The sequence below is a fragment of the Acidimicrobiales bacterium genome, assembly GCA_030747595.1.
In the GTDB taxonomy this organism is placed as follows: Bacteria; Actinomycetota; Acidimicrobiia; order Acidimicrobiales; family MedAcidi-G1; genus UBA9410.
The window spans coordinates 89,364-109,611 of sequence record JASLKK010000001.1 but is presented as its reverse complement, the minus strand read 5'-3'; the positions used below and the strand labels follow the sequence as shown (position 1 = coordinate 109,611).

Here is a 20,248-nt window from a genome sequence, read left to right as displayed (position 1 = left end):
ATGGTTCTCAGGCTCCGTTCTGTGCGCGTTCAGCGGCGACGATTGCGGCCCGCTTGGCCAGTACTCCGACCACCTGGCGCCGATAGGCGACGGTGCCCCGTTTGTCATTGATGGGATCGCAGGCTGCGGACGCTGCGGCAGCCACCGCATCCAGAGTTGCGTCGTCGAACCGGCCACCATCCAAGGTGGCACCGACCAGAGCGGCTTCGGCATCAGACACGATGACGACGGTAGGAGCGACAGCGCCGAGCGCAACGGTGGCGTCGCTCACTGTGCCGTCGGCAATGGTGAGACGTACCGCAGCTCCGGCAATGGCGATGTCCATCTCGGTGCGCGGGATCATCCGGAGGTAGGCGTCGCCGGTGCCGGCCGGGGGGTCGTCCAAGGTGAACTCGATGATGAACTCGCCGTCGGCCAGTGATGTGAGGCCCGGGCCGGTGGCGATGTCGGCCGCTGGCACGGTCCGAGTTCCGTCGCCGGAAGCGATGACGGCCTGACCGGCATTGGCGATCAGTGCGGGCACCGAGTCGGCGGCAGGTGAGGCGTTGGCCAGGTTCCCACCCAGGCTCGACCGGTTCTGGATCTGGTCGGAACCGATCAGACCGGCGGCTTCCGACAGTCCCGGGAACATGGCGGTGAAATCGGCGTTCCGGGTGAGATCAGCGGTCGGCGTCGCCGCGCCGATCGTCCACTTTCCACCTTCGTGGATCACCGCGGTCAGTCGATCGATTCGCTTGAGGTCGACCACCATGGGCGGCGACGGGCGTCCGGCTCGGATCTGGGGAACGAGGTCGGTAGCGCCGGCAAAGACCTGCGAGCCGGGATTATCCGACAACAGCGTCCGGGCTTCATCAACCGTCGCCGGAGCGGCGTATCTCATCTGGCGTCCCTTCATCAGCGCGTCCCTCTGGACGCGCTATCTATCGGACCTATTTTCTAGTTCGGCGCTGATGATTCCCTCAACTCCTACGCAAATGATTCGATCAACTCCTGCGCAAATAATTCGATCAACTCCTGCGCAAATTCTCCAGCCAGTCGCCCACGGCGTCGCACACAGCTTCGTCGGCGCCCTTCAGGTCATGACGTTTGCCAGCCAGACGCACCACGGTGACCGGGCCGGGAATGGCTTCCAGTTGGGCATCGAATTCAGCGGGCGACCCGAACTCGTCGCGGTCACCGGAGACGAAGAGGCACGGCACATCAATGGCGCCGAAGTGCTCGACTCTGAGGTTCTCCGGCTTCGTTGGCGGGTGGAGCGGGTAGCAGATGAGCACCAGACCGGCTGCTGGGAGCCCCTCAGCGACCGCCATCGAACACATCCGTCCCCCCATGCTGCGACCGCCCAGCACGAGGCGGGACGGATCGACCCCACGAGCACCGGCCATGTCGGCCACACCATCGCGTACGGCCTCCACCAGCACCGGCGCCCGGTCGGGAAAGTGCTTTCCAGCCTTCCGGTATGGAAAGTCCATGCGCTCGACAGGGAGCGGAGCCAGGTGTTTCTCCAGGGCGAGCAGGCCGGCCTGGTTGCGGTCACTGCCAGCACCGGGGGTCAGGAACAATCCGGAGACCGACGGGGAGACCGGCACGGGGCGAGACACCGGCTGAGGGTAGCCGGGTCGCTGATCCGACCCCGGCGGGCACCGATCTGTACGCTCATCTCATGGAACATGAGGTGGCCGTAGCGTCGATGACCGGGGGAATGGCGCCCTCGCCGGCTCCGTTTGCTGGCAGCGACCGGCTCCATCCCGATGGTCGCCCGAGGGGGGCGTTCCGGGACTCGCTGCGCACCGTGCCCAATGCCCGCAACGCCCTGACCGTGGTCGGCTCCGTGCTCTTCCCGGTGGCCGTGGTGGTCGCCGCCGTGGCTGCCACCCACCCTGCCTCGTGGGTGGCGGCATTTCTGCTCATGCCCATTGCCCAGAACCGATTGTTCATCCTCCACCACGAGGCCGCCCACCGGGTGCTGTTCTCCGGACGTCGAATCAATGACCTGGTCGGCATCAACCTCATTGGCTGGCTGACCTTCGGCACCGGCGGCCACGGCTATCGGATCGGCCACATCCACCACCATCGAGACGAGTTCGGCCCGAAGGAGCCCGATTTCGGGCTCTACGCCCGGTATCCGATCACCACGGCGTCGATGCGGCGCAAGCACCGTCGGGACCTGACCGGCGTCTCGGCCTTTCGGATCGTGCGGCCCCGGTTCCAACGGCTCCGCGAGACACGTCACCGGCGACTCACCTACTGGTTCTTGGCCGGGCAGGTCTTGGTGCTGGCCGCCTTCTGGGCCGCCGGCCATCCGTGGCTGTACCTGCTGCTTTGGGTGCTCCCGTGGGCCACCCTCTACCAGGGCCTGAACCGGATCCGGGCTATTGCTGAACACGGCGGCATGACCCGTTCGGAAGATCGTCGGCGCACCACCCACCACGTGCACCAGTCACTGGTGGCCCGCCTGGTGATGGTGCCGTTCAGCGTGGGCTACCACTTGGCCCACCACGCCGATATGACGGTGCCGTACCGCAACCTCCCCCGTCTGCACGAGGCACTGGTGGACGACGGCTACTTGGGCGATCTGGAGTGGCCGACCTACCGCTCGCTATGGAAGGTGTTGCGGTCAGCCGAAGACGCCGCCGCCTGATCTCGGTGGCCCCTACCGGGGCCGCCAACTCACATCTCGACGACGCCGACCACGTCCAGATTCCGGTAGGAGGTGTCGTCGGGGGCGTTGGCCGCTCCCTCCTGGGTGATCTCGTGCTCGTCGTTCTGCTTGGCGGCCTCGGCCGAGGCGAACTCGGCGATCACGATGACGGTCCCCGGCCGGTCTCGATCGCCGCACACGGTGACCCGCTCGACCGTCACGGTCTCGTCGCCGGCCGCCTGCTCCGCATAGCCCTGCACATCGGCCAACTCCTGGGCCGCGTCTCCCTCGGACTCGATGATCTGGATGAATCGCATGGCTACCGCTCTCTCGTCGCACCGGTCGGGTCGGTCCCGACCGGGGGATGAGGATCCCCCACAGATGGGGTCGACGCAACCGGTCGGAAACCGACCACTTCGGTCGACTCCCGCTGACCCCAGCGACGAGCACCTAGGTCAGGTGGCGGAGCACCTCGGCCAGCTCGCCGGCCACAGCTGACACCTCTGCGGGCTCCGGGTCTCCGGTGCCGAGCAACCCGACCAGCCCCATGGTGCGTTCGCCCAGGGCGTTCCACATCCGTCCGTCGATCCCGAACGGCGGGCGATGACCCACCAACACAGGGGCCAGGTTGGCCAGCCCCTCGATCCCGGCCAGGTCCCGGGCATCGCGTCGCAGGCGGTCACAGGCCACGAACACGTCGCTGAGCAGGCCGTTGGCATCCAACCCCTCAAGCTCGGGCCGGTCGTCGGCCTCGGCCTCGAACGCGTCCAAAGCGACCTCCACGGCGTCCTCGTCGGCGGCCCGCACCACCAGGTCGCCCTCAGCGTCGAACTCGTGCGGCACGCCCAGGCGCACCAGCAGATCACTGAACGCCGACTGTTCGTCGGCAGCCCAGCCGTCCACCTCGTAGGCCACCGTCTCCACTCCGGGCTCGATAGCCGGACCTCCTGCGTCCTCGGCATCCTCGATGGCCCGGTCGACGGTCTCCTCGTCAGCGACCCGCACCACCAAGGTGGCCCCCTGCCAAGCGTGGGCAATACCGGCGGCGGTCAAGTCCTGATCTAGGATTCTCCGGCTCTCGCCGGCCCACTCGTGAAGCTCGTAGGCCAGCTGGTCTTCGTCGAGTGCACCGACCTCGGCCGCGTCGGCCGGCGGTTCAGACACCAGGGCCACACCGCACTCGACACAGTCCTCGACCCCGGGCGCGTACTCGTTTCCGCATTGGAAGCACCAGGCCATGGCGGAAGTGTGCCACTCCGGCCGGTCTCCCACGTCCCCCGCGGCAAGGGTAGGTTCCCGACCTATGACCGAAGACGCTCAGGTACCCGACCGCAACCTCGCCCTCGACCTCTGCCGGGTTACCGAAGCCGCCGCCCTGGCCGCCTCACGCTGGATGGGCCGCGGCGACAAGGAGGGCGCCGACGGCGCGGCGGTCGACGCCATGCGTCACGTCCTTGACACCGTCACCATGGACGGCATCGTGGTTATCGGTGAGGGCGAGAAGGACGAAGCCCCAATGCTCTACAACGGTGAGCGGATCGGTAACGGCCAGCCGCCGGCTGCCGACATCGCCGTCGACCCCATCGATGGCACCACGCTGACCTCGCTGGGCCGAGCCAACGCCATCGCGGTCATTGCGGTCAGCGACCGGGGCACCATGTTCGACCCCGGGCCGTGCGTCTACATGGAGAAGATCGCTGTCGGGCAGCAATGCGCCGACGTCATAGACATCACTGCCTCACCTGCCGAGAACCTGCGGCGCATCGCCGAGGCCAAGCGCGAGGACGTCCGGGACCTCACCGCGGTGATTCTGGATCGTGACCGCCACAACAACCTGATCGACGAGGTCCGAGCCGCTGGAGCCCGCATCCGTCTCATTCCAGACGGTGACGTGGCCGGTGCCATCTCCACCGCTTGGCCTAACTCGGGTGCCGACGTGTTGTTCGGCATCGGCGGCACCCCGGAGGGTGTCATCTCAGCCGCTGCACTCAAGTGCATGGGCGGCGCCATCCAGGGTCGGCTGTGGCCCCGGAACGAGGACGAACGCACGGCTGCTGTCGAGGCTGGCTACGACCTGGACCGGGTGCTGGGCACTGATGACCTGGTGGCCGGCGACAACTGCTTCTTCTCGGCGACCGGGATCACCGACGGTGACCTGGTCAAGGGCGTCCACTACACGTCGGGAGCGGCCCACACGCAGTCCCTGGTGATGCGCTCCAAGTCCGGCACGGTGCGCATGATCGACGCCCACCACGCCCTGGACAAGCTCGAGGAGTTCTCGCCCGTCTACTGATTCTCGCCCGCGATAGGCGGACGGTGGAACTAGGCGCCGGCCACCCGGAGGCGTAGTTCGGCCCGGAGCAGGGCGCCCGCAGCGTCCTCGTCGTCCCGGTCGGTGGTCAACGCCTGCTCGGCCGTCGACTTCGCCGCCTCGGCGCGGGCCACGTCGATGTCGCCGGCTGACTCGGACACGTCAGACAAGATGCTGACCTTCGTGCCAGCCACCTGGACGAAACCCTGGTGCACGGCAATGGTGTCGCGGTCGCCATCGGGACGGATCACGTCGACTGACCAGACAGCCAGCACGCCGATGAATGGAACGTGACCCGGCTGGAAGGCAATGTCGCCACCTTCGAGCGTCCGGGCAATGACCATTTCAGCTTCGCCGCTGTAGGAGATGGCCTCCGGGGAGACCAGCTCGACCTGGAACGTCATGGTCGGCTTAGGCCTCGAGCTCTCGGGCCTTGCGGCGAGCGTCCTCGGCACCACCGACGTTCAAGAAGGCCTGCTCGGGCAGGTCGTCCAACTCGCCGTCGACGAGGGCGGCGAACGAATCCACGGTGTCCTCGACCGGGGTGGTCACGCCGGGCAACCCGGTGAAGATCTCGGCCACGTTCATGGGCTGAGACAGGAAGCGCTGGACCTTGCGGGCCCGGGACACGGTGATCCGGTCCTCCTCAGAGAGCTCGTCCAGGCCGAGGATGGCAATGATGTCCTGCAGCTCCTTGTAGCGCTGCAGGATCTCCTGTACCCGGCGGGCCGTGTCGTAGTGCTTCTGTCCGACAACCTCGGGAGTGAGGATGGTCGACGTCGAGGCCAGCGGATCCACGGCCGGGTAGATGCCCAGGGCGGCGATGTCACGGCTCAACTCGGTAGTGCCGTCGAAGTGGGTGAACGACGTAAACGGCGCCGGGTCGGTGTAGTCATCGGCTGGCACGTACACGGCCTGCATCGAGGTGATCGACCGACCACGGGTAGTGGTGATCCGCTCCTGCAGGTCGCCCATCTCATCAGCCAGGGTCGGCTGGTAGCCCACCGCCGATGGCATGCGGCCCAGCAGGGTCGACACCTCCGAACCGGCCTGGACGAACCGAAAGATGTTGTCGACGAACAGCAGCACGTCCTGGCCCTGCTCATCACGGAAGTACTCGGCCATGGTCAGTGCCGACAGGGCCACCCGGAGACGGACACCTGGCGGCTCGTCCATCTGGCCGAACACCAGGGCTGCCTTCTCGAGGACACCTGATTCCGCCATCTCTAGGCGGAGGTCGGTGCCCTCACGGGTCCGCTCGCCCACACCGGCGAACACCGACACGCCACCATGGTTCGTGGCCACGCGGTTGATCATCTCGGTGATGAGCACCGTCTTGCCCACGCCAGCACCACCGAACAGGCCGATCTTGCCGCCCTGCAGATACGGGGTGAGGAGGTCGATGACCTTCACCCCGGTTTCGAACATCTGGGCCTTGGGCTCCAGCGAGTCGAACGACGGAGCCGGACGGTGGATCTCCCAGCGATCTGCACCCTGCCCGGCCGTCGGGTCGTCGAGGCCCTGACCAGTCACGCTGAACACGTGGCCCAGCGTGCTGTCGCCGACGGGCACGCTGATGCCGGCGCCGGTGTTGCGAACCACAGTGCCGCGGGTCAGTCCGTCGGTCGGCTTCATGGCAATGGCCCGTACCCGGCTGTCGCCGATCTGCTGGGCCACCTCGGCCACGATCGTGAGTTCCGTACCATCTATCTCGACGTCGAACTCCAGTGCCGTGTTGATCTGCGGCAGGTCCCCGGTGGGGAACTCGGCGTCGATCACCGGTCCGGCGATGCCGACGATGTGTCCGTCGGTGAGCGCGGTATCAGTCATGTGTTGCTCCTGGCTCTTCGTTCTCGTACGTGTTTGCTCAAGCCTCGACGCCGGCGGCGACGGGCATGTCGGTGGTCTCGTCATCTGATCCGAGTGCCTCGGCACCACTGACGATCTCCATGATCTCGGTGGTGATCGAATCCTGGCGGGCCCGGTTCATCTCTCGGGAAAGCTTGACAATCAGTTCTTCGGCATTGTCTGTGGCCGCCTTCATGGCCCGCTGGCGGTTGGCATGCTCTGAAGCGGCCGACTCGAGCAGGGCGCCGAACAGGCGGGCCTCGACGTAGCGGGGCAGCAGGGCGGCCAGCACGGCCTCCGGCGAGGGTTCAAACTCGAAGGAACCGGTGACCCCGGCTTCACCGCCACCCTCGGTGGCAATGGTCTCGGTGCTCTCTAGCGGCAGGAAGCGGCGGGTGGCCACCTTCTGGCTGCCGATGCTGATGAACTCGGTGTAGACGAGCTCGACGCGGTCGACCCGACCATCGATGAACATCGACGCCACTGTCTCGGCCACCCGGCGGGCGTCCTCGTAGGTGGGGTTGTCGCTGATGCCGTCGGTGTAGGAGTCGACGATGAAGTCTCGGAAAGCGAAGTAGTCGCGGGCCTTCTTACCGATGACGACCAGCGCGTAGTCAGCGCCTTCGGACCGGGCGTTCTGCACCTGGCGCTCGGCGGCCCGGATAACCGCCGAGTTGTAAGGACCTGCCAGGCCACGATCCGACGAGATGACGACTACGCCGACCCGTTCGACCTTTTCTGCCTGGCGGAGCAGCGGATGGTCCACCTCGGCGCCACCGGCAGCCAAATTCTCGATCACCGCGGTGATCTGCTCCGCGTACGGCTTGGCGGCCCGGGCCCGCTGCTGAGCCTTGACGACCCGCGTCGCCGCGATGAGCTCCATGGCTCGGGTGATCTTCTTGGTGTTCTGGACGCTGCCGATCCGGCGTCGCAGGACCCGTTCCTTACCGCCAGCCATCATGGGCTCCAATCACGGTCGGGGCGTGCGCCCAGACAGTGGGACGAAACGCCGCGATGCCCTGCGGGCCGGTCACGAGGTTCACTCGGTCTCCGAAATGTCCTCTTCGGGGAGCGTGGTACCGGCATCGACGATGGTCGAGGCGGTGTCGGTCGACTCCGCATCGGGGGTCGAGCCGCCGGCCACCGAACCCTCGAACTGTTCAGCGAATGCGGCGATAGACGCATCAAAGGCGTCTTCGTCGGCGATCTTTCCCGATGCGCTGATGTCGGCCAGCACGTCGGCGTGACGGGTCCGGAACCAGTCCAGAAGTTCGCCCTCGAAGCGGCTGACATCGGAAACGTCCACACCGTCAAGGTGACCCCGGGTGCCGGCCCAGATCGACACGACCTGCTCCTCGACGAGCAGCGGCGAGTTGAGGCCCTGCTTGAGAAGTTCGGTGAGGCGGTAGCCCCGGTCCAGCTGAGCCTGTGAAACAGCATCCAGGTCCGAACCGAAGGCCGCGAAGGCCTCCAGTTCGCGGAACTGCTGCAGGTCGGACTTGAGCGTGCCCACGGCGTTCTTCATGGCCTTGACCTGGGCGGCCGATCCGACGCGGGACACCGAGATGCCGACGTCCACGGCGGGTCGGACGCCTGACTTGAATAGGTCGTCCTGGAGGAAGATCTGGCCGTCGGTGATCGAGATCACGTTGGTCGGAATGAACGCAGAGACGTCACCAGCCTTGGTCTCGATGACCGGCAGGGCCGTCATCGAGCCGGCTCCAAGCTCATCGCTGAGCTTGGCGGCCCGCTCCAGCAGACGGCTGTGCAGGTAGAAGACATCACCCGGGTAGGCCTCGCGGCCCGGTGGGCGGCGAAGCAGCAACGACATCTGTCGGTAGGCCTCGGCTTGCTTGGAGAGATCGTCGTAGACGGCCAGGGCGTGCTGGCCGTTGTCCATCCAGTGCTGGCCGATGGCGCAGCCGGCGTAGGGGGCGAGGTACTTGAATGGTGCCGGGTCGGACGCCGGGGCGACCACCACGACGGTGTAATCCATGGCCCCGTGGGCCTCGAGCACGGCCACGTTCTGAGCCACTGTGGACGCCTTCTGGCCAATGGCCACGTAGACGCACTTCATTCCCTGCCCGGCCTGGTTGATGATCGTGTCCATGGCGATCGTCGTCTTGCCGGTCTTACGGTCGCCGATGATCAGCTCGCGCTGGCCACGACCGATCGGGATGAGCGAGTCAATGGCCTTGATGCCGGTCTGCATCGGCTCGTGCACCGGCTTGCGACCCATGATGCCCGGTGCCTGGATCTCCATGCGGCGCTGTTGGGTGTTGGTCAGCGGGCCCTTGCCGTCGATCGGCTCGCCTAGGGCGTTGACGACGCGGCCCAGGAGGCCGTCGCCGACGGGCAGGGACAGAATGTCGCCGGTGGCCCGCACCGTCTGGCCCTCCTCGATGTCGTCGACCTCGCCTAGGACCACCGCACCGATGGATCCCTCGTCGAGGTTCAGGGCGAGACCGAACGTGCCGCTCTCGAACTGGAGCAGCTCGTTGACCGCCGCGTCGGGCAGACCCGACACGCGGGCGATGCCGTCGCCGACTTCGAGGACCCGGCCGACCTGGCTCTCTTCCAGGCTGGGGGTGAACCCGTCGAGGTTCTTGCGGATCGTTTCGGCGATGTCCGCCGTGTTGATCGTGAGTTCGGACATGGTGTGTCTCTCTCGTCTCTTGCTCGTATGCCGCTGGCCGGGGCCTAGCGGAAGCTCTCGCGAAGCTGGTTCAGGCGGCGTCGGACGCTGCCGTCGATGATGTCGTCGCCGATCTCGGTGACTACGCCACCGAGGACCGTCGGGTCGATGACGACCTTGATCTCGACGGCCTTGCCGGTACGGGTATTGATGGCGGCGGCCAGGCGGTCCCGCTGATCAGCGGTCAGGTCGACCGCCGATCGCACGGTGGCCACGGCCTTGTTTCGTGAAGCGGCGCTGCGTTCGACCAGTGCATCCACGATGGCGGGAAGTTCGGCGGCTCGACCGGCACCGACCACCATGGAGATGAGGGCCGTCGTGGTGGCCGAGGCCTTACCACCCAGCAGGTCTTCGACGATCTGTTGGCGACGGGACACCGGCACGCTCTGGTCAGCCAGGGTCGAGTACAGCTCACCGTCAGACCGGAGGGCCTGGGCGAAACGGAACAACTCGTCCTCCACCGCGGCGAGGTCACCCTCTGCCGCGGCGACGGCGAACAATGCGTCGGCGTAGCCGGACACCGTCGGGTCAGCCATTGCTGCCGGCCACCTCGTCGATGTAGGCGTCGATCAGACGGCCCTGCACCTCCGCGTCGAGGCTGGACTGGACCACACGCTCGGCGGCACCGAGGGCGATCCCGGCCACCTCGGCCCGTAGGTCGGCAATGGCCTGGGTCCGCGACGACTCGATGTCAGCGGCTGCCCGGGTCCGGAGGTCGGCGAGCTCCGCCTCGTGGCGGGCCATCAGGTCGGCCTTGACCTGGTCAGCTGCTCCACGGGCCTCGTCAATGAGGCGCGAAGCCTCGGACTTGGAATCGGCCAGACGTGCCTCGTAGTCGGCCTGGACAGACTGGGCGTCAGTCTTGGCCTGCTCGGCGGCGTCGAGGTCGCTTCGGATCTTCTCGGCCCGGGCGTCCATCGCGCCCTTCACGGCCGGAAAGCCCTTCTTGACCATGAGCACGAACAGGATCAGGAAAGCGGAACCGCCCCAGATGACCTCGTTCAGCTCCGGCAGGATCGGGCTGGGTGCTTCGAAGCACTTTTCCAGCTCGTCCTGGACGTGGTGGTCCTCGAGGGTCTCATGTAGATCCCCGTTGTTCGCCTCGACCGCCTCGTCGAGATGGTGGGCCATACAGGAACCCACGCTCTCACCCGATGCCGAGGCCGGGCCGGCGAAGGCCACGAACCCCAGAAGGGCGAACAGCGGGGCCACCAGCAGGCGGGTCCGTCGGTTGTTCATGGGTGTCGTCTCTCTGTTCGAAGGGTCTCTCTGATGTGTGATGCCGGAGTTGGCAATCAGGGCATCAGGAGGATGAAGACGACGAAACCGATCAGGGCGAGCGCCTCTGTGAAGGCGATGCCGAGAAACATCGTGGTCCGGACCATGCCGGCCGACTCGGGTTGGCGGGCCATCGAAGAGATGGCGTTGCCAACCACGGTGCCGATGCCGACACCCGGGCCGATGGCCGCAAGGCCGTAACCGAGGCCGGCACCGATGGCCTTGAGGCCCTCGAGCATCTCACCAGCTGCCGTCTGCGCCAGAACGTTCAGCACTTGGATTCTCCTGTTTTCTCATGCACCCGGCCGGTGTTTCCGTCCGGAGACTTGTGTTGTTGATAGGGATTTTCGTGCCCACCAGATGGTGGACGGCGATCAGTTGTGCCCGAACCGGATTCGACTCAGTGTGCGGGATGGAGGGAGCCGCCGATGTACACGGCGGTCAGGATCGTGAAGATGAAAGCCTGCAGGACCGACACCAGAATCTCGAAGCCGGTCATCATGGTCAGCATGGCGAAGGGGGCCACGGCGCCGACGTAGGTGGACGACCAGAGGGTATGGGTCAGCACGGCGAAGGTGACCAGCAGGAGGTGGCCGGCAACCATGTTGGCCCAGAGCCGGATGGCAAGCGAGAAGGGCCGCACGACGAAGGTCGACACCAGCTCGATGGGCGTCACGATCAGGTACAGGGCCACGGGCACGCCCGGGGGGAAAAGCGAGTTCTTCAGGTAGCCGCCGAGGCCCTGAGAGCGGATGCCCACAACGTTGTAGATGACCCACACGACGAGCGCCAGCGTGATGGGGATGGCCATCCGGCTGTTGGCCGGGAACTGAATGCCCGGAATCACTTCGAAGATGTTCGAAAAGAGGATGAAGAAGAACATCGTGGTCAGGAAGGGCATGAACTTCTTGCCCTCCTCGCCGATGGTCTCCATGACCACCGACTCCTCGATGAAGGTCACACCGGACTCGGCGACGTGCTGAATGCCGGCCGGAACCAGCGAACCAGTCTTGCGGCCGGCCAGCAGGAAGATGGCCGCGGTGATCACCACGGCTGCCAGATAGATCAACACCGTCTTATTGATGGCGTAGGCGGTCCCGCTGAAGAGGATGTCAGGCCACTCGAAGAGATGGCTGACCGGCGGGAAGTCGAGTGCGAGCACGTTCACGTGGAGCGCTTCTCCTGTGGGGATCTACTTGGTGGGCTTCAGGCCGGGAGCGGCGAGCGTCATGGCGACGTGCCGGGATTCCCATGCCAGAAGGCCGAGATGGGTGACGAGCAGGGTGATGGCGAACGGCACGGTGGCAAGCAGGCCGACGGCCTTGACCACCAGCACGACGGCAGTCATCAGGGCAAGACGGGCCACATAGCCACCGAGGACGGAGCCGTACAGAGCGTTAATGGAGATCTGTGCGGCCCGGGTGATGATCGCGGCACCCAGACGGAAGTTGACGGCCACCAGCACGAGGGCCAGTGCCGACGACAGAAGGCCGTCGAGGCCCCAGCCGAGCAAGCCGACCAGCAGGAAGGCCGGAGCAACCCAGATCGCCCGCCGGGTCAGGTCGCGGGCGATAGCAGTCTCGGTGGCCGGATCCATGGATTCGAGCTCGTTGACAGGGGAAGCGTCGTTCACAGCAGCGGACCCTCAGCCTGCCAGGCGGCCCGACGCTCGGCGCGGGCCAACTCCAGGTTCTCGCCGTAGCTGTGGGCCAGTCGGTAGGAGGCGTAGGCCAGCGTCACGACAGTAAAGACAATGGTGAAGATAGGGGTGGTGCCGAGGCGACCGTCGAGCAGCCAACCCAGGAAACCGAAGATGGCCGGCGTGGCCGCGAGTTCGAAGGCCGCGGCGAACGCGTCGCCGAATCCCTGTCGCATCTCGCGCGTCTCGTCGTTGGCCATCGGGGGAATCCTCCGCCGGCGGGTCCCATCGAACCCCCGGGCGTACCGATCCTGGTACGGGTCGTCGTGCAGATCGGTCCGACGACGACAGTCACCGGACGCGCTTGTGAATCTAATCACCAAGTCCCCCGCGGACAACCCGTCACCGCGCGCCCAATCCGTCACACCTGTTCCCCCGGTACGGGTGCTCCAGAGACGGGTTCCTCAGAGAGGGGCTCGGTCGCCGACCGGAACCGGGGATGCAACACGGTGAACAGGAGGAGGCCAATGGCTCCGATGCCCATGGGGACAATGGCGTCGCCGTTGCCCGAGTAGGTGGGCCACAACACAAATCCGGACAGCAGGGCACTCCAGCCCCAGAGGATCAACACGGCACGCCGGTGGCCGTGACCCAGCCTCAGCAGACGGTGGTGAAGGTGGTCCTTGTCCGCCGCCGTTACCCGAACGCCTGGTGTAGCGGCCCGACGCACCACGGCAAAGGCCAGGTCGAACAAGGGCACCCCAAGAATTACCACCGGGATGAACACCGGAGCGAAGAAGAAGAAGGACTGGCCGCTGAACGCCGCCTCGGTCCGACCACCCACCGACACCGTCGACGCGGCCATGAGAAGACCCAGAAGCAGCGCCCCACCATCGCCCATGAAGATCCGCGCCGGATGCACGTTTTGAGGCAGGAACCCCACACAGATCCCCACCACAATGACCGCCAGCATCGAGCCCGGGTTGCCCTCAAACAGGAGACCCTCGTCGCCCAGGCGCAGCGCGTACAGGAAGAAGGTCGCAGCGGCGATGGCCACAATCCCTGCCGCCAGCCCATCCAGGCCGTCGATGAGGTTCAAGGCGTTGACCAAGAGCACCACCCAAACCACTGTCAGCAGCGCCGAAAGGTCCGGGGACAGTAGGACCACGTCCAGAAACGGGATGCGCAGGACGACTAGGGACACACCGGTCAGCGACAGGACGCTGCCGGCCAGCACCATGCCGGCCACCTTGGCCGGGGGCGAGACGGGTCGGACGTCGTCAATCACTCCCACCACGCAGATCACCACGGCGGCCGAGACCACACCCAGCATCTCCGTCGGGGCGGCGAACACCTCGGAGAAGTCGCCGACTATCCACGCCGTCAGGACGCCGGCCAGCAACCCACCCAGCATCGACGGTCCGCCGAGGGACGGCGTAGGCGCAGTGTGGACGCTCCGCTCGTCGGGCGCCACCACCAGTCCGGAACCGACGGCAAACCGACGGACGACCGGCGTGGCCGCGGCGGTGGCCAGGGCGGCCACCGCGCCGACAATCAGGTGGGGAACGATCCCGGGCACGGGGTCAGGATCCCTCTCCGACGGCCAGTCCGGCTTGCCGGCTGATGTAACGACCCATTGGCACGGTCCGGTTCCGGTGAGGTCCCGACCGGCTCAGACGTAGACGGGGAAGCGTGCGCAGAGGGCGTTGACATCGGCCCGTACCGCAGCGATCTCCGCTTCGTCGTCCCGGCCCCGAAGGGCCCGCACCATGAGGTCCGCGATCTCGGCCATCTCGGCCTCCACCATCCCCTGGGTGGTGGTCGACGGGGTGCCGATCCGCACGCCACTGGTCACAAACGGTGAACGCGGGTCATCGGGCACGGTGTTCTTGTTCAGGACGATGCCCGCCCGGTCCAGCGTGTTCTGGGCCACCGCTCCAGTCACCTCGGCATCGAAGGTCCGTAGGTCAACGACCATCAGGTGGTTGTCGGTCCCGCCGGTGACCAGACGAAAGCCGTGACCGACCAGGGCGGCGGCCAGCGACGATGCATTGGCCACGATCTGGCGGGCGTAGCCGGCGAACGACGGGTCAGCCGCTTCACGGAACGCCACGGCCTTGGCCGCTATGTGGTGTTCCAACGGACCACCCTGAGAGCCGGGGAAGACCGACTTATCGATGGCCGCCGCGTACTCCTCGCGGCTCAGGATGCACCCGCCACGCGGACCACGGAGGGTTTTGTGGGTGGTGAAGGTGACGATGTCGCAGTACGGCACCGGGTTGGGGTGTACGCCGCCGGCAATTAGACCGGCGATGTGAGCGGCGTCGAACATCAGCAGTGCGCCGACCTCGTCGGCGATCTCGCGTAGGGGGGCCGGCTCGATGATCCGGGGGTAAGCGGTCGCTCCGGCCACAATCATCTTGGGGCGGGCCGCCCGGGCCTGGTCTCGGAGTTGATCCATGTCAATGCGCTCGTCGCTGCCCGTCAGCCCGTAAGACACAAAGTCGTAGAGTTTCCCGCTGGCATTGACCGGCGACCCGTGGGTGAGGTGGCCACCGTGGTCAAGGCTGAGGCCCAGGACGGTGTCACCCGGGTCGAGGAGGGCCTGGTACACCGACATGTTGGCGTTAGCGCCCGAGTGGGGCTGGACGTTCGCGTGGTCAGCGCCGAACAGGGCCTTGACCCGTTCACGAGCCAGGTCCTCGACCTCGTCCACGTGGACGTTTCCGCCGTAATAACGCTTGCCGGGATAGCCCTCGGCGTACTTGTTGGTCAGGACAGACCCACTGGCCTCCAGTACGGCCGGAGACGCGAAGTTCTCCGAGGCGATCAACTGCAACGTGGTGTTCTGCCGCTCAACCTCCTGGTCGATGTAGCCGAAGAGTTCGTCATCGCGAGAAACAGGCCAGGCCATGGGCATACCTTCAAGTCGGCGCGAGGGTGGGTCTCGCAGAATGGGACATTTTCACCGGTTGGCCACGATTTCAACCGCCGCGGATCCGGTGGCCGAAGCGTACCGGTGGAGAGGGAACCCTGCCGTCACGCATTAGGGGTGAGATGCCGCAGGTCAGATGCCTGACCCTGGCCACCGGTCATCCACTGGTAAGAACGGCGGCCAACGCGTCGACCGCCGCATCTGATGCCACATCGGCCCGGCGGGCCACCACTAGATGGCGGACCCCGACCGGTCGCCGGCGTACCCGGGCCAACGGTTCGACTCCCGCCTCTGCCTGAGCGGCCGGCAGCACGGCCCAGCCCATGCCCAGCCGGACCATCTCGCGGAGTACCTCCGGTTGGTTCGACTCTGCGACCACCGCAAACGGTGCCCCGAGGGCAGCCAACCCTGCGGCGATCACCTCGCGGGTATGCGAACCCCGGGGATAGGTCACCCAGGGACCCCACTCCTCAGGCGGTCCTGCGCGGGCCCCGTCCGGGGCGTAGGCGTACAGCGATTCGTCGAGGCAGGGCGACATCGCTACCCCGGCGATCGGTCCGGTCGGCTCCACGCACACCACCAGGTCCAGGTCGCCGACCAGGAGGGCGTCGAACAGCGCACCGGATGGGGCGACGGTTAGCCGCAGGTCCAGACCCGGGACGGCCCGACGGTGCCGGCGGATGGCCTCGGCTCGGTAGTGAACGGCCACCGCGTCGATGGTGCCCAACCGGACAACGCCGGCCGCCCCGGTCCGCCGTGTCTCCGCCCATCGGGCCAGGTCGCGGGTCTCGGCCACCACACGGCGTGCGTGGGCCAGCACCTCGGTGGCCTGGGGTCGGAGCCGGGTGTGGCGGCCGTGGCGTTCGAACAGGGGGACACCAACCCGTCGCTCCAACTCGGCCAGTCCTTGGGTAAGTGCCGAGGGGGTGACGCTGAGGGCAGCAGCAGCCGCGGCGCGGGTGGGAGATGCGGCGGCAGCCACCAAGTACTCCAGCTGCTGCACGGTGAGATTGGGGAGGATTGGATCGTCCACAGATGCGGGTTCCTGTTGGAGACTTCAGTCTTTCTGAATGATACTGCACAACCATTTCTACTTCCTTATGCTTCTTTCCATGAGCAACCCTCTTGACATCGCACCCGCCACTGGCCGCCTCGGGGTCCTGACCCCCGGAATGGGCGCCGTGGCCTCCACCTTCATCGCCGGCGTCATCGCCGCCCGCCAGGGCCTCACCGCACCCATCGGGTCGGTCAGCCAGATGGCCCATATCCGACTGGGCAACCGCGACGCCGATCGCAATCCCCTCATCCGGGAGTTCGTGCCACTGGCTGAGCTCGACGACCTGGTGTTCGGCGGCTGGGATCCCATCTCGCCCAATGTGCTCGAAGCCGCCCGCACCTGTGGCGTGCTGGAGGACAAGGACCTCGCACCCGTCTCAGCTGAGCTGGAGGGCATCGTCACCATGGACGCCGTGTTCGACCAGCGCTGGGTCAAGAAGCTCGAAGGCACCCGCGTCAAAGCCGAGTCCAACAAGTGGGACCAGGCCCAGGCCCTCATCGCCGACATCGAGCGGTTCCGGATCGAGAACGAGTGCGACCGCCTGGTCATGGTCTGGTGTGGTTCGACCGAGGCCTACCAGGAGGCCAGCGCGGTCCACGACAACGTCGAGGCCTTCGAGGCCGGCCTGCGCGACGACGACGAGAACATCTCCCCCAGCCAGATCTACGTGTACGCGGCGCTCATGAGCGACGTACCGTTCGCCAACGGTGCCCCCAACCTGAGCGTCGACCTGCCCTGCATGATCGAGCTGGCCGCCCACCGTGGCGTGCCGATCGCCGGCAAGGACTTCAAGACCGGCCAGACGCTCATGAAGACGCTGCTGGCCCCCGGCTTCAAGGCCCGCATGCTCGGCCTGCGCGGCTGGTACTCCACCAACATCCTGGGCAACCGGGACGGCGAGGTCCTCGACGACCCAGAGAACTTCAAGACCAAGGAGGTCTCGAAGCTGGGCGTGCTGGACACCATCCTCCAGCCCGAGTCCTACCCCGACCTCTACGGCAACATCGACCACGTCGTACGGATCAACTACTACCCGCCGCGTGGCGACAACAAGGAAGGCTGGGACGCCATCGACATCTTCGGATGGATGGGGTACCCAATGCAGATCAAGGTCGACTTCCTCTGCCGCGACTCGATCCTGGCCGCACCGATCGTGCTGGACCTGGCGCTCTTTTTGGACCTCGCCCACCGGGCCGGCCAGTCGGGCGTCCAGGAGTGGCTGTCCTTCTACCTAAAGGCCCCGCAGGCCGCCACCGAGGCCGGCCCCGAGCATGACCTGTTCATCCAGCAGACCAAGCTGAAGAACACCCTGCGAGAGTGGATGGGCGAAGAGCCCGTCACCCACTCCGAGGTCGGCTGATACGGCTGGCGATCAGGTCGGCGCTGGCTCCCGGCGCCACAGTTCCGGGTAAAGGTCGGAGGTGATGCGGTCGCCGTGGCCCAGCCCGGCGGCCTCCATTACCTCGCGGTGGTCGGGGTCCATGCCCTCCGGACGGAAGGCCACCCGAACGTCATCGCCCAGCCACTGGGTGTTGAACACCTTCAGTTCACGGTCGGGCGCCAGGTTTCCTGAGCCGCCGTGGATGATCCGGGCGTTGAACACCGCCACGTCGCCCGGTTCCATGTCCCAGCCCAGAATCTCGTAGGCGTCGCGGTCCCCCTCGATGTCGGGGAAAGGGACCCGTCCGTCATCGGCGACCCCGTACCGGACCTGGTCGCGGTCGTCGCCGGTCAGAGCCCCGAAGTTCTCCTGTCGGTACCGCTGTTCCCAGCGATGCGAACCACGGACGAACTCCAACGCACTCTCCCGGGCCACCGGCACCAGAGGCATCCACGCCGAACAGGTGTCGAACCCCTCGACCGACCAGTACGGCTCGTCCTGGTGGAACGGCGTCCGGAACCGGACCCCGGCGGTTCGCACGAACACCGCGTCGAAGAAGAAGTTGACCGCGGAGGCACCCAGCAGCCAACCGGCGATCTCCGCCATTGGCGAATGCTCGGCGAAGTCCCGGTACTCCGGCACATGCAGCCAACACTGGTTGTCGTAGGTGGTCGTACCGCCCCGGTCGTCGGCGTCCCAAATGCGGCGTCGCTCAGACGGTCCGGCCAACGCCCGGTCCATACCCCGTCGAAGCGGTTCGATCCAGTCGGGTCCGAAGGCCCCTCGAAGGCAAACCACGCCGTCATCGGCGAACGCTTGAACCTGCTCGTCGGTGACCGGCTCCTGTTCCATCGCCGCGGAGACTAGATCCGGGATCCGCCCTCTGTGTTCAGATGCGGGACTGGTGGCCTGCCCAGTACTCGTCCTTGAGGAGGCGCTTGTAGAGCTTCCCGGTGGGGTGACGGGGCAGCTCGTCACGGAAGTCCACGCTGCGCGGGCACTTCACGTCGGCCAGCTGGGACCGGCAAAAGGCCACTAGCTCGGCGGCCAGCTCCGGTCCGGCGGCGGCCAAGTCGACCGGCTGGACGACCGCCTTGACCTCCTCACCGAAGTCTTCGTTGGGCACGCCGATGACGGCCACGTCAAACACTGCGGGGTGCATGGTCAGGATGTTCTCGGCCTCCTGCGGGTAGATGTTCACCCCCCCGGAGATGATCATGTACGCCTTGCGATCGGTCAGGAAGAGGTAGCCGTCCTCGTCGAGTCGGCCCACGTCGCCCAGCGTGCTGGTGTCGGGCCGAAGTTTGGCGTCGGCAGTCTTCTCCGGGTCGTTGTGGTACTCGAAGTCGGAGTTGCCCCGGAAGTAGACCCCACCCTCCTGGCCGGTCGGCACCTCGTTGCCGTCGTCGTCGAGAATCAGTACCTCGCCCAGCAGGGCCTTGCCGACCGTGCCCGGATGGGCCAGCCAGTCCACCGAGTTGGTGTACGTCAGGCCGTTGCCCTCGGTGCCCGCGTAGTACTCGTGAAGCACCGGGCCCCACCACTCGATCATCCGGCGCTTCACGTCGACCGGACAGGGCGCCGCGGCGTGGATCGCCGAACCGAGCGTCGACAAGTCGTAGGCGGCCCGTACCTCGTCGGGCAGCTTGAGCATCCGGACGAACATGGTCGGCACCCACTGGCTCCACGTGGCGCCATGGTCCTGGATGGCCGCCAGTGCACCCTCGGCGTCGAATCGCTCCATGACGACCACCGTGCACCCCAGTCGGTGGGCGCCCAGGCAGAAGCGGAGCGGAGCGGCGTGGTACAGCGGTGCCGGCGACAGATACACCGACCCGGGCGTGGCCCCGAACAGGGCCTCGGCCATCGCCGAGATCGAGCTGGCCTGGCCCAGCGGCGCCCCCGACAACGGCGACTTCACGCCCTTGGGTCGACCCGTGGTGCCCGAGGAGTAGAGCATGTCCTGACCCTCGGTCCGGTCGGGCAGGGGGTCGGCCGACTGGGCGGCCACCGCGTCCTCGAAGCAGGCGTGATCTTCGATCGGCCCGCCAATGGAGAACCGAGCCTCGACGTTCGGGGTGGCAGCGGCGATCTCGGCCACGTCGTCGGCCTTGTAAGGCGATGTCACGAAGGCCCGGGCTCCGCAGTCGTCGACGATGTAGGCGATCTCGTCGGCCGTCAGGCGTGACGAGATGGCCGTGTAGTAGCAGCCGGCATAGTGGGCGCCCCAGGTCAGCGCTAGGAACTCGATCCGATTCTCGAGGCAGAACGCCACATGATCACCGGGCCCGATGCCCAGGCCGTCAAGGACCCGGGAGATGCGGTTGGCCTCGGCATCCAACTCGGCAAACGTCACGGTCTCACCGGTTTCCGCCATGACGATGGCCGGACGGTCGGGAGCCTCAGCGGCCCAACGACCGGGGTACTGCAGGTTCTGGTCGGCGTCATCGCTCATGGCTGCGG

22 protein-coding genes are annotated in these 20,248 nt (G+C 66.5%); 3 read left to right on the top strand and 19 right to left on the bottom strand.

Annotation, left to right across the window (positions count from 1 at the left end; all coding sequences use genetic code 11):
* Positions 1-7: 7 nt before the first annotated feature.
* Together QF777_00470 and QF777_00465 are read right to left on the bottom strand one after the other, a co-directional pair.
* Complete coding sequence (locus QF777_00470) at positions 8-895, bottom strand: xanthine dehydrogenase family protein subunit M (protein MDP6910022.1); 888 nt, start codon at positions 893-895, stop codon at positions 8-10.
* A gap of 112 nt (positions 896-1,007) precedes the next feature.
* Positions 1,008-1,601 (bottom strand): dienelactone hydrolase, encoded by a 594-nt coding sequence (locus QF777_00465; protein MDP6910021.1) that lies wholly within the window; start codon positions 1,599-1,601, stop codon positions 1,008-1,010.
* A 62-nt stretch (positions 1,602-1,663) separates the two neighbouring features.
* On the opposite strand from QF777_00465, the gene QF777_00460 reads away from it, so the two are divergent.
* Entirely contained in the window at positions 1,664-2,641 is a 978-nt protein-coding gene (locus tag QF777_00460; protein ID MDP6910020.1) for a fatty acid desaturase, read from the top strand.
* Positions 2,642-2,670: 29 nt separating this feature from the next.
* Here QF777_00460 and QF777_00455 read toward each other — a convergent pair whose 3' ends face one another.
* A complete protein-coding gene (locus tag QF777_00455; GenBank protein MDP6910019.1) occupies positions 2,671-2,958 on the bottom strand; it encodes a hypothetical protein in 288 nt (95 codons plus the stop codon).
* Positions 2,959-3,091: 133 nt separating this feature from the next.
* The gene (locus QF777_00450) at positions 3,092-3,880 is read right to left on the bottom strand and encodes a hypothetical protein (GenBank protein ID MDP6910018.1); all 789 of its coding nucleotides are present in this window, start codon (positions 3,878-3,880) and stop codon (positions 3,092-3,094) included.
* Positions 3,881-3,944: 64 nt separating this feature from the next.
* Here QF777_00450 and glpX point away from each other — a divergent pair, with 64 nt between their 5' ends.
* Positions 3,945-4,934 (top strand): class II fructose-bisphosphatase, encoded by a 990-nt coding sequence (gene glpX, locus QF777_00445; protein MDP6910017.1) that lies wholly within the window; start codon positions 3,945-3,947, stop codon positions 4,932-4,934.
* A gap of 29 nt (positions 4,935-4,963) precedes the next feature.
* Here glpX and atpC read toward each other — a convergent pair whose 3' ends face one another.
* From atpC to QF777_00380, 13 genes are all read right to left on the bottom strand, one after another.
* The gene (gene atpC / locus QF777_00440) at positions 4,964-5,356 is read right to left on the bottom strand and encodes an ATP synthase F1 subunit epsilon (GenBank protein ID MDP6910016.1); all 393 of its coding nucleotides are present in this window, start codon (positions 5,354-5,356) and stop codon (positions 4,964-4,966) included.
* A 7-nt stretch (positions 5,357-5,363) separates the two neighbouring features.
* Complete coding sequence (gene atpD, locus QF777_00435) at positions 5,364-6,782, bottom strand: F0F1 ATP synthase subunit beta (protein MDP6910015.1); 1,419 nt, start codon at positions 6,780-6,782, stop codon at positions 5,364-5,366.
* Positions 6,783-6,819: 37 nt separating this feature from the next.
* Complete coding sequence (locus QF777_00430) at positions 6,820-7,758, bottom strand: F0F1 ATP synthase subunit gamma (GenBank protein ID MDP6910014.1); 939 nt, start codon at positions 7,756-7,758, stop codon at positions 6,820-6,822.
* A gap of 81 nt (positions 7,759-7,839) precedes the next feature.
* Entirely contained in the window at positions 7,840-9,456 is a 1,617-nt protein-coding gene (gene atpA, locus QF777_00425; protein MDP6910013.1) for a F0F1 ATP synthase subunit alpha, read from the bottom strand.
* A gap of 44 nt (positions 9,457-9,500) precedes the next feature.
* Entirely contained in the window at positions 9,501-10,031 is a 531-nt protein-coding gene (gene atpH / locus QF777_00420; protein MDP6910012.1) for an ATP synthase F1 subunit delta, read from the bottom strand.
* Entirely contained in the window at positions 10,024-10,734 is a 711-nt protein-coding gene (atpF, locus tag QF777_00415) for a F0F1 ATP synthase subunit B (GenBank protein ID MDP6910011.1), read from the bottom strand. The genes atpH and atpF overlap by 8 nt, the downstream gene beginning before the upstream one ends.
* Before the next feature lie 56 nt (positions 10,735-10,790).
* Entirely contained in the window at positions 10,791-11,048 is a 258-nt protein-coding gene (gene atpE / locus QF777_00410) for an ATP synthase F0 subunit C (protein ID MDP6910010.1), read from the bottom strand.
* A gap of 125 nt (positions 11,049-11,173) precedes the next feature.
* On the bottom strand, positions 11,174-11,941 hold the full coding sequence (gene atpB / locus QF777_00405) for a F0F1 ATP synthase subunit A (protein MDP6910009.1): 768 nt from the start codon (positions 11,939-11,941) through the stop codon (positions 11,174-11,176).
* A gap of 24 nt (positions 11,942-11,965) precedes the next feature.
* Positions 11,966-12,406: an ATP synthase subunit I gene (locus QF777_00400; protein MDP6910008.1), complete on the bottom strand. Its 441-nt coding sequence runs from the start codon at positions 12,404-12,406 to the stop codon at positions 11,966-11,968.
* Complete coding sequence (locus QF777_00395; protein MDP6910007.1) at positions 12,403-12,672, bottom strand: AtpZ/AtpI family protein; 270 nt, start codon at positions 12,670-12,672, stop codon at positions 12,403-12,405. The genes QF777_00400 and QF777_00395 overlap by 4 nt, the downstream gene beginning before the upstream one ends.
* Positions 12,673-12,833: 161 nt before the next feature.
* On the bottom strand, positions 12,834-13,991 hold the full coding sequence (locus QF777_00390) for an MraY family glycosyltransferase (protein MDP6910006.1): 1,158 nt from the start codon (positions 13,989-13,991) through the stop codon (positions 12,834-12,836).
* 93 nt (positions 13,992-14,084) lie between these two features.
* Complete coding sequence (gene glyA, locus QF777_00385) at positions 14,085-15,326, bottom strand: serine hydroxymethyltransferase (GenBank protein ID MDP6910005.1); 1,242 nt, start codon at positions 15,324-15,326, stop codon at positions 14,085-14,087.
* Positions 15,327-15,504: 178 nt separating this feature from the next.
* On the bottom strand, positions 15,505-16,380 hold the full coding sequence (locus QF777_00380) for a LysR family transcriptional regulator (GenBank protein ID MDP6910004.1): 876 nt from the start codon (positions 16,378-16,380) through the stop codon (positions 15,505-15,507).
* A 79-nt stretch (positions 16,381-16,459) separates the two neighbouring features.
* Between QF777_00380 and QF777_00375 the strand changes: the two genes are divergently transcribed.
* Positions 16,460-17,764 (top strand): inositol-3-phosphate synthase, encoded by a 1,305-nt coding sequence (locus tag QF777_00375; protein MDP6910003.1) that lies wholly within the window; start codon positions 16,460-16,462, stop codon positions 17,762-17,764.
* 12 nt (positions 17,765-17,776) lie between these two features.
* Here QF777_00375 and QF777_00370 read toward each other — a convergent pair whose 3' ends face one another.
* Together QF777_00370 and QF777_00365 are read right to left on the bottom strand one after the other, a co-directional pair.
* Positions 17,777-18,637, bottom strand: a complete 861-nt coding sequence (locus QF777_00370) for a phytanoyl-CoA dioxygenase family protein (GenBank protein ID MDP6910002.1) — start codon at positions 18,635-18,637, stop codon at positions 17,777-17,779.
* Between the two features lie 37 nt (positions 18,638-18,674).
* Positions 18,675-20,240 (bottom strand): acyl-CoA synthetase, encoded by a 1,566-nt coding sequence (locus QF777_00365; protein ID MDP6910001.1) that lies wholly within the window; start codon positions 20,238-20,240, stop codon positions 18,675-18,677.
* Between the last annotated feature and the right edge of the window lie 8 nt (positions 20,241-20,248).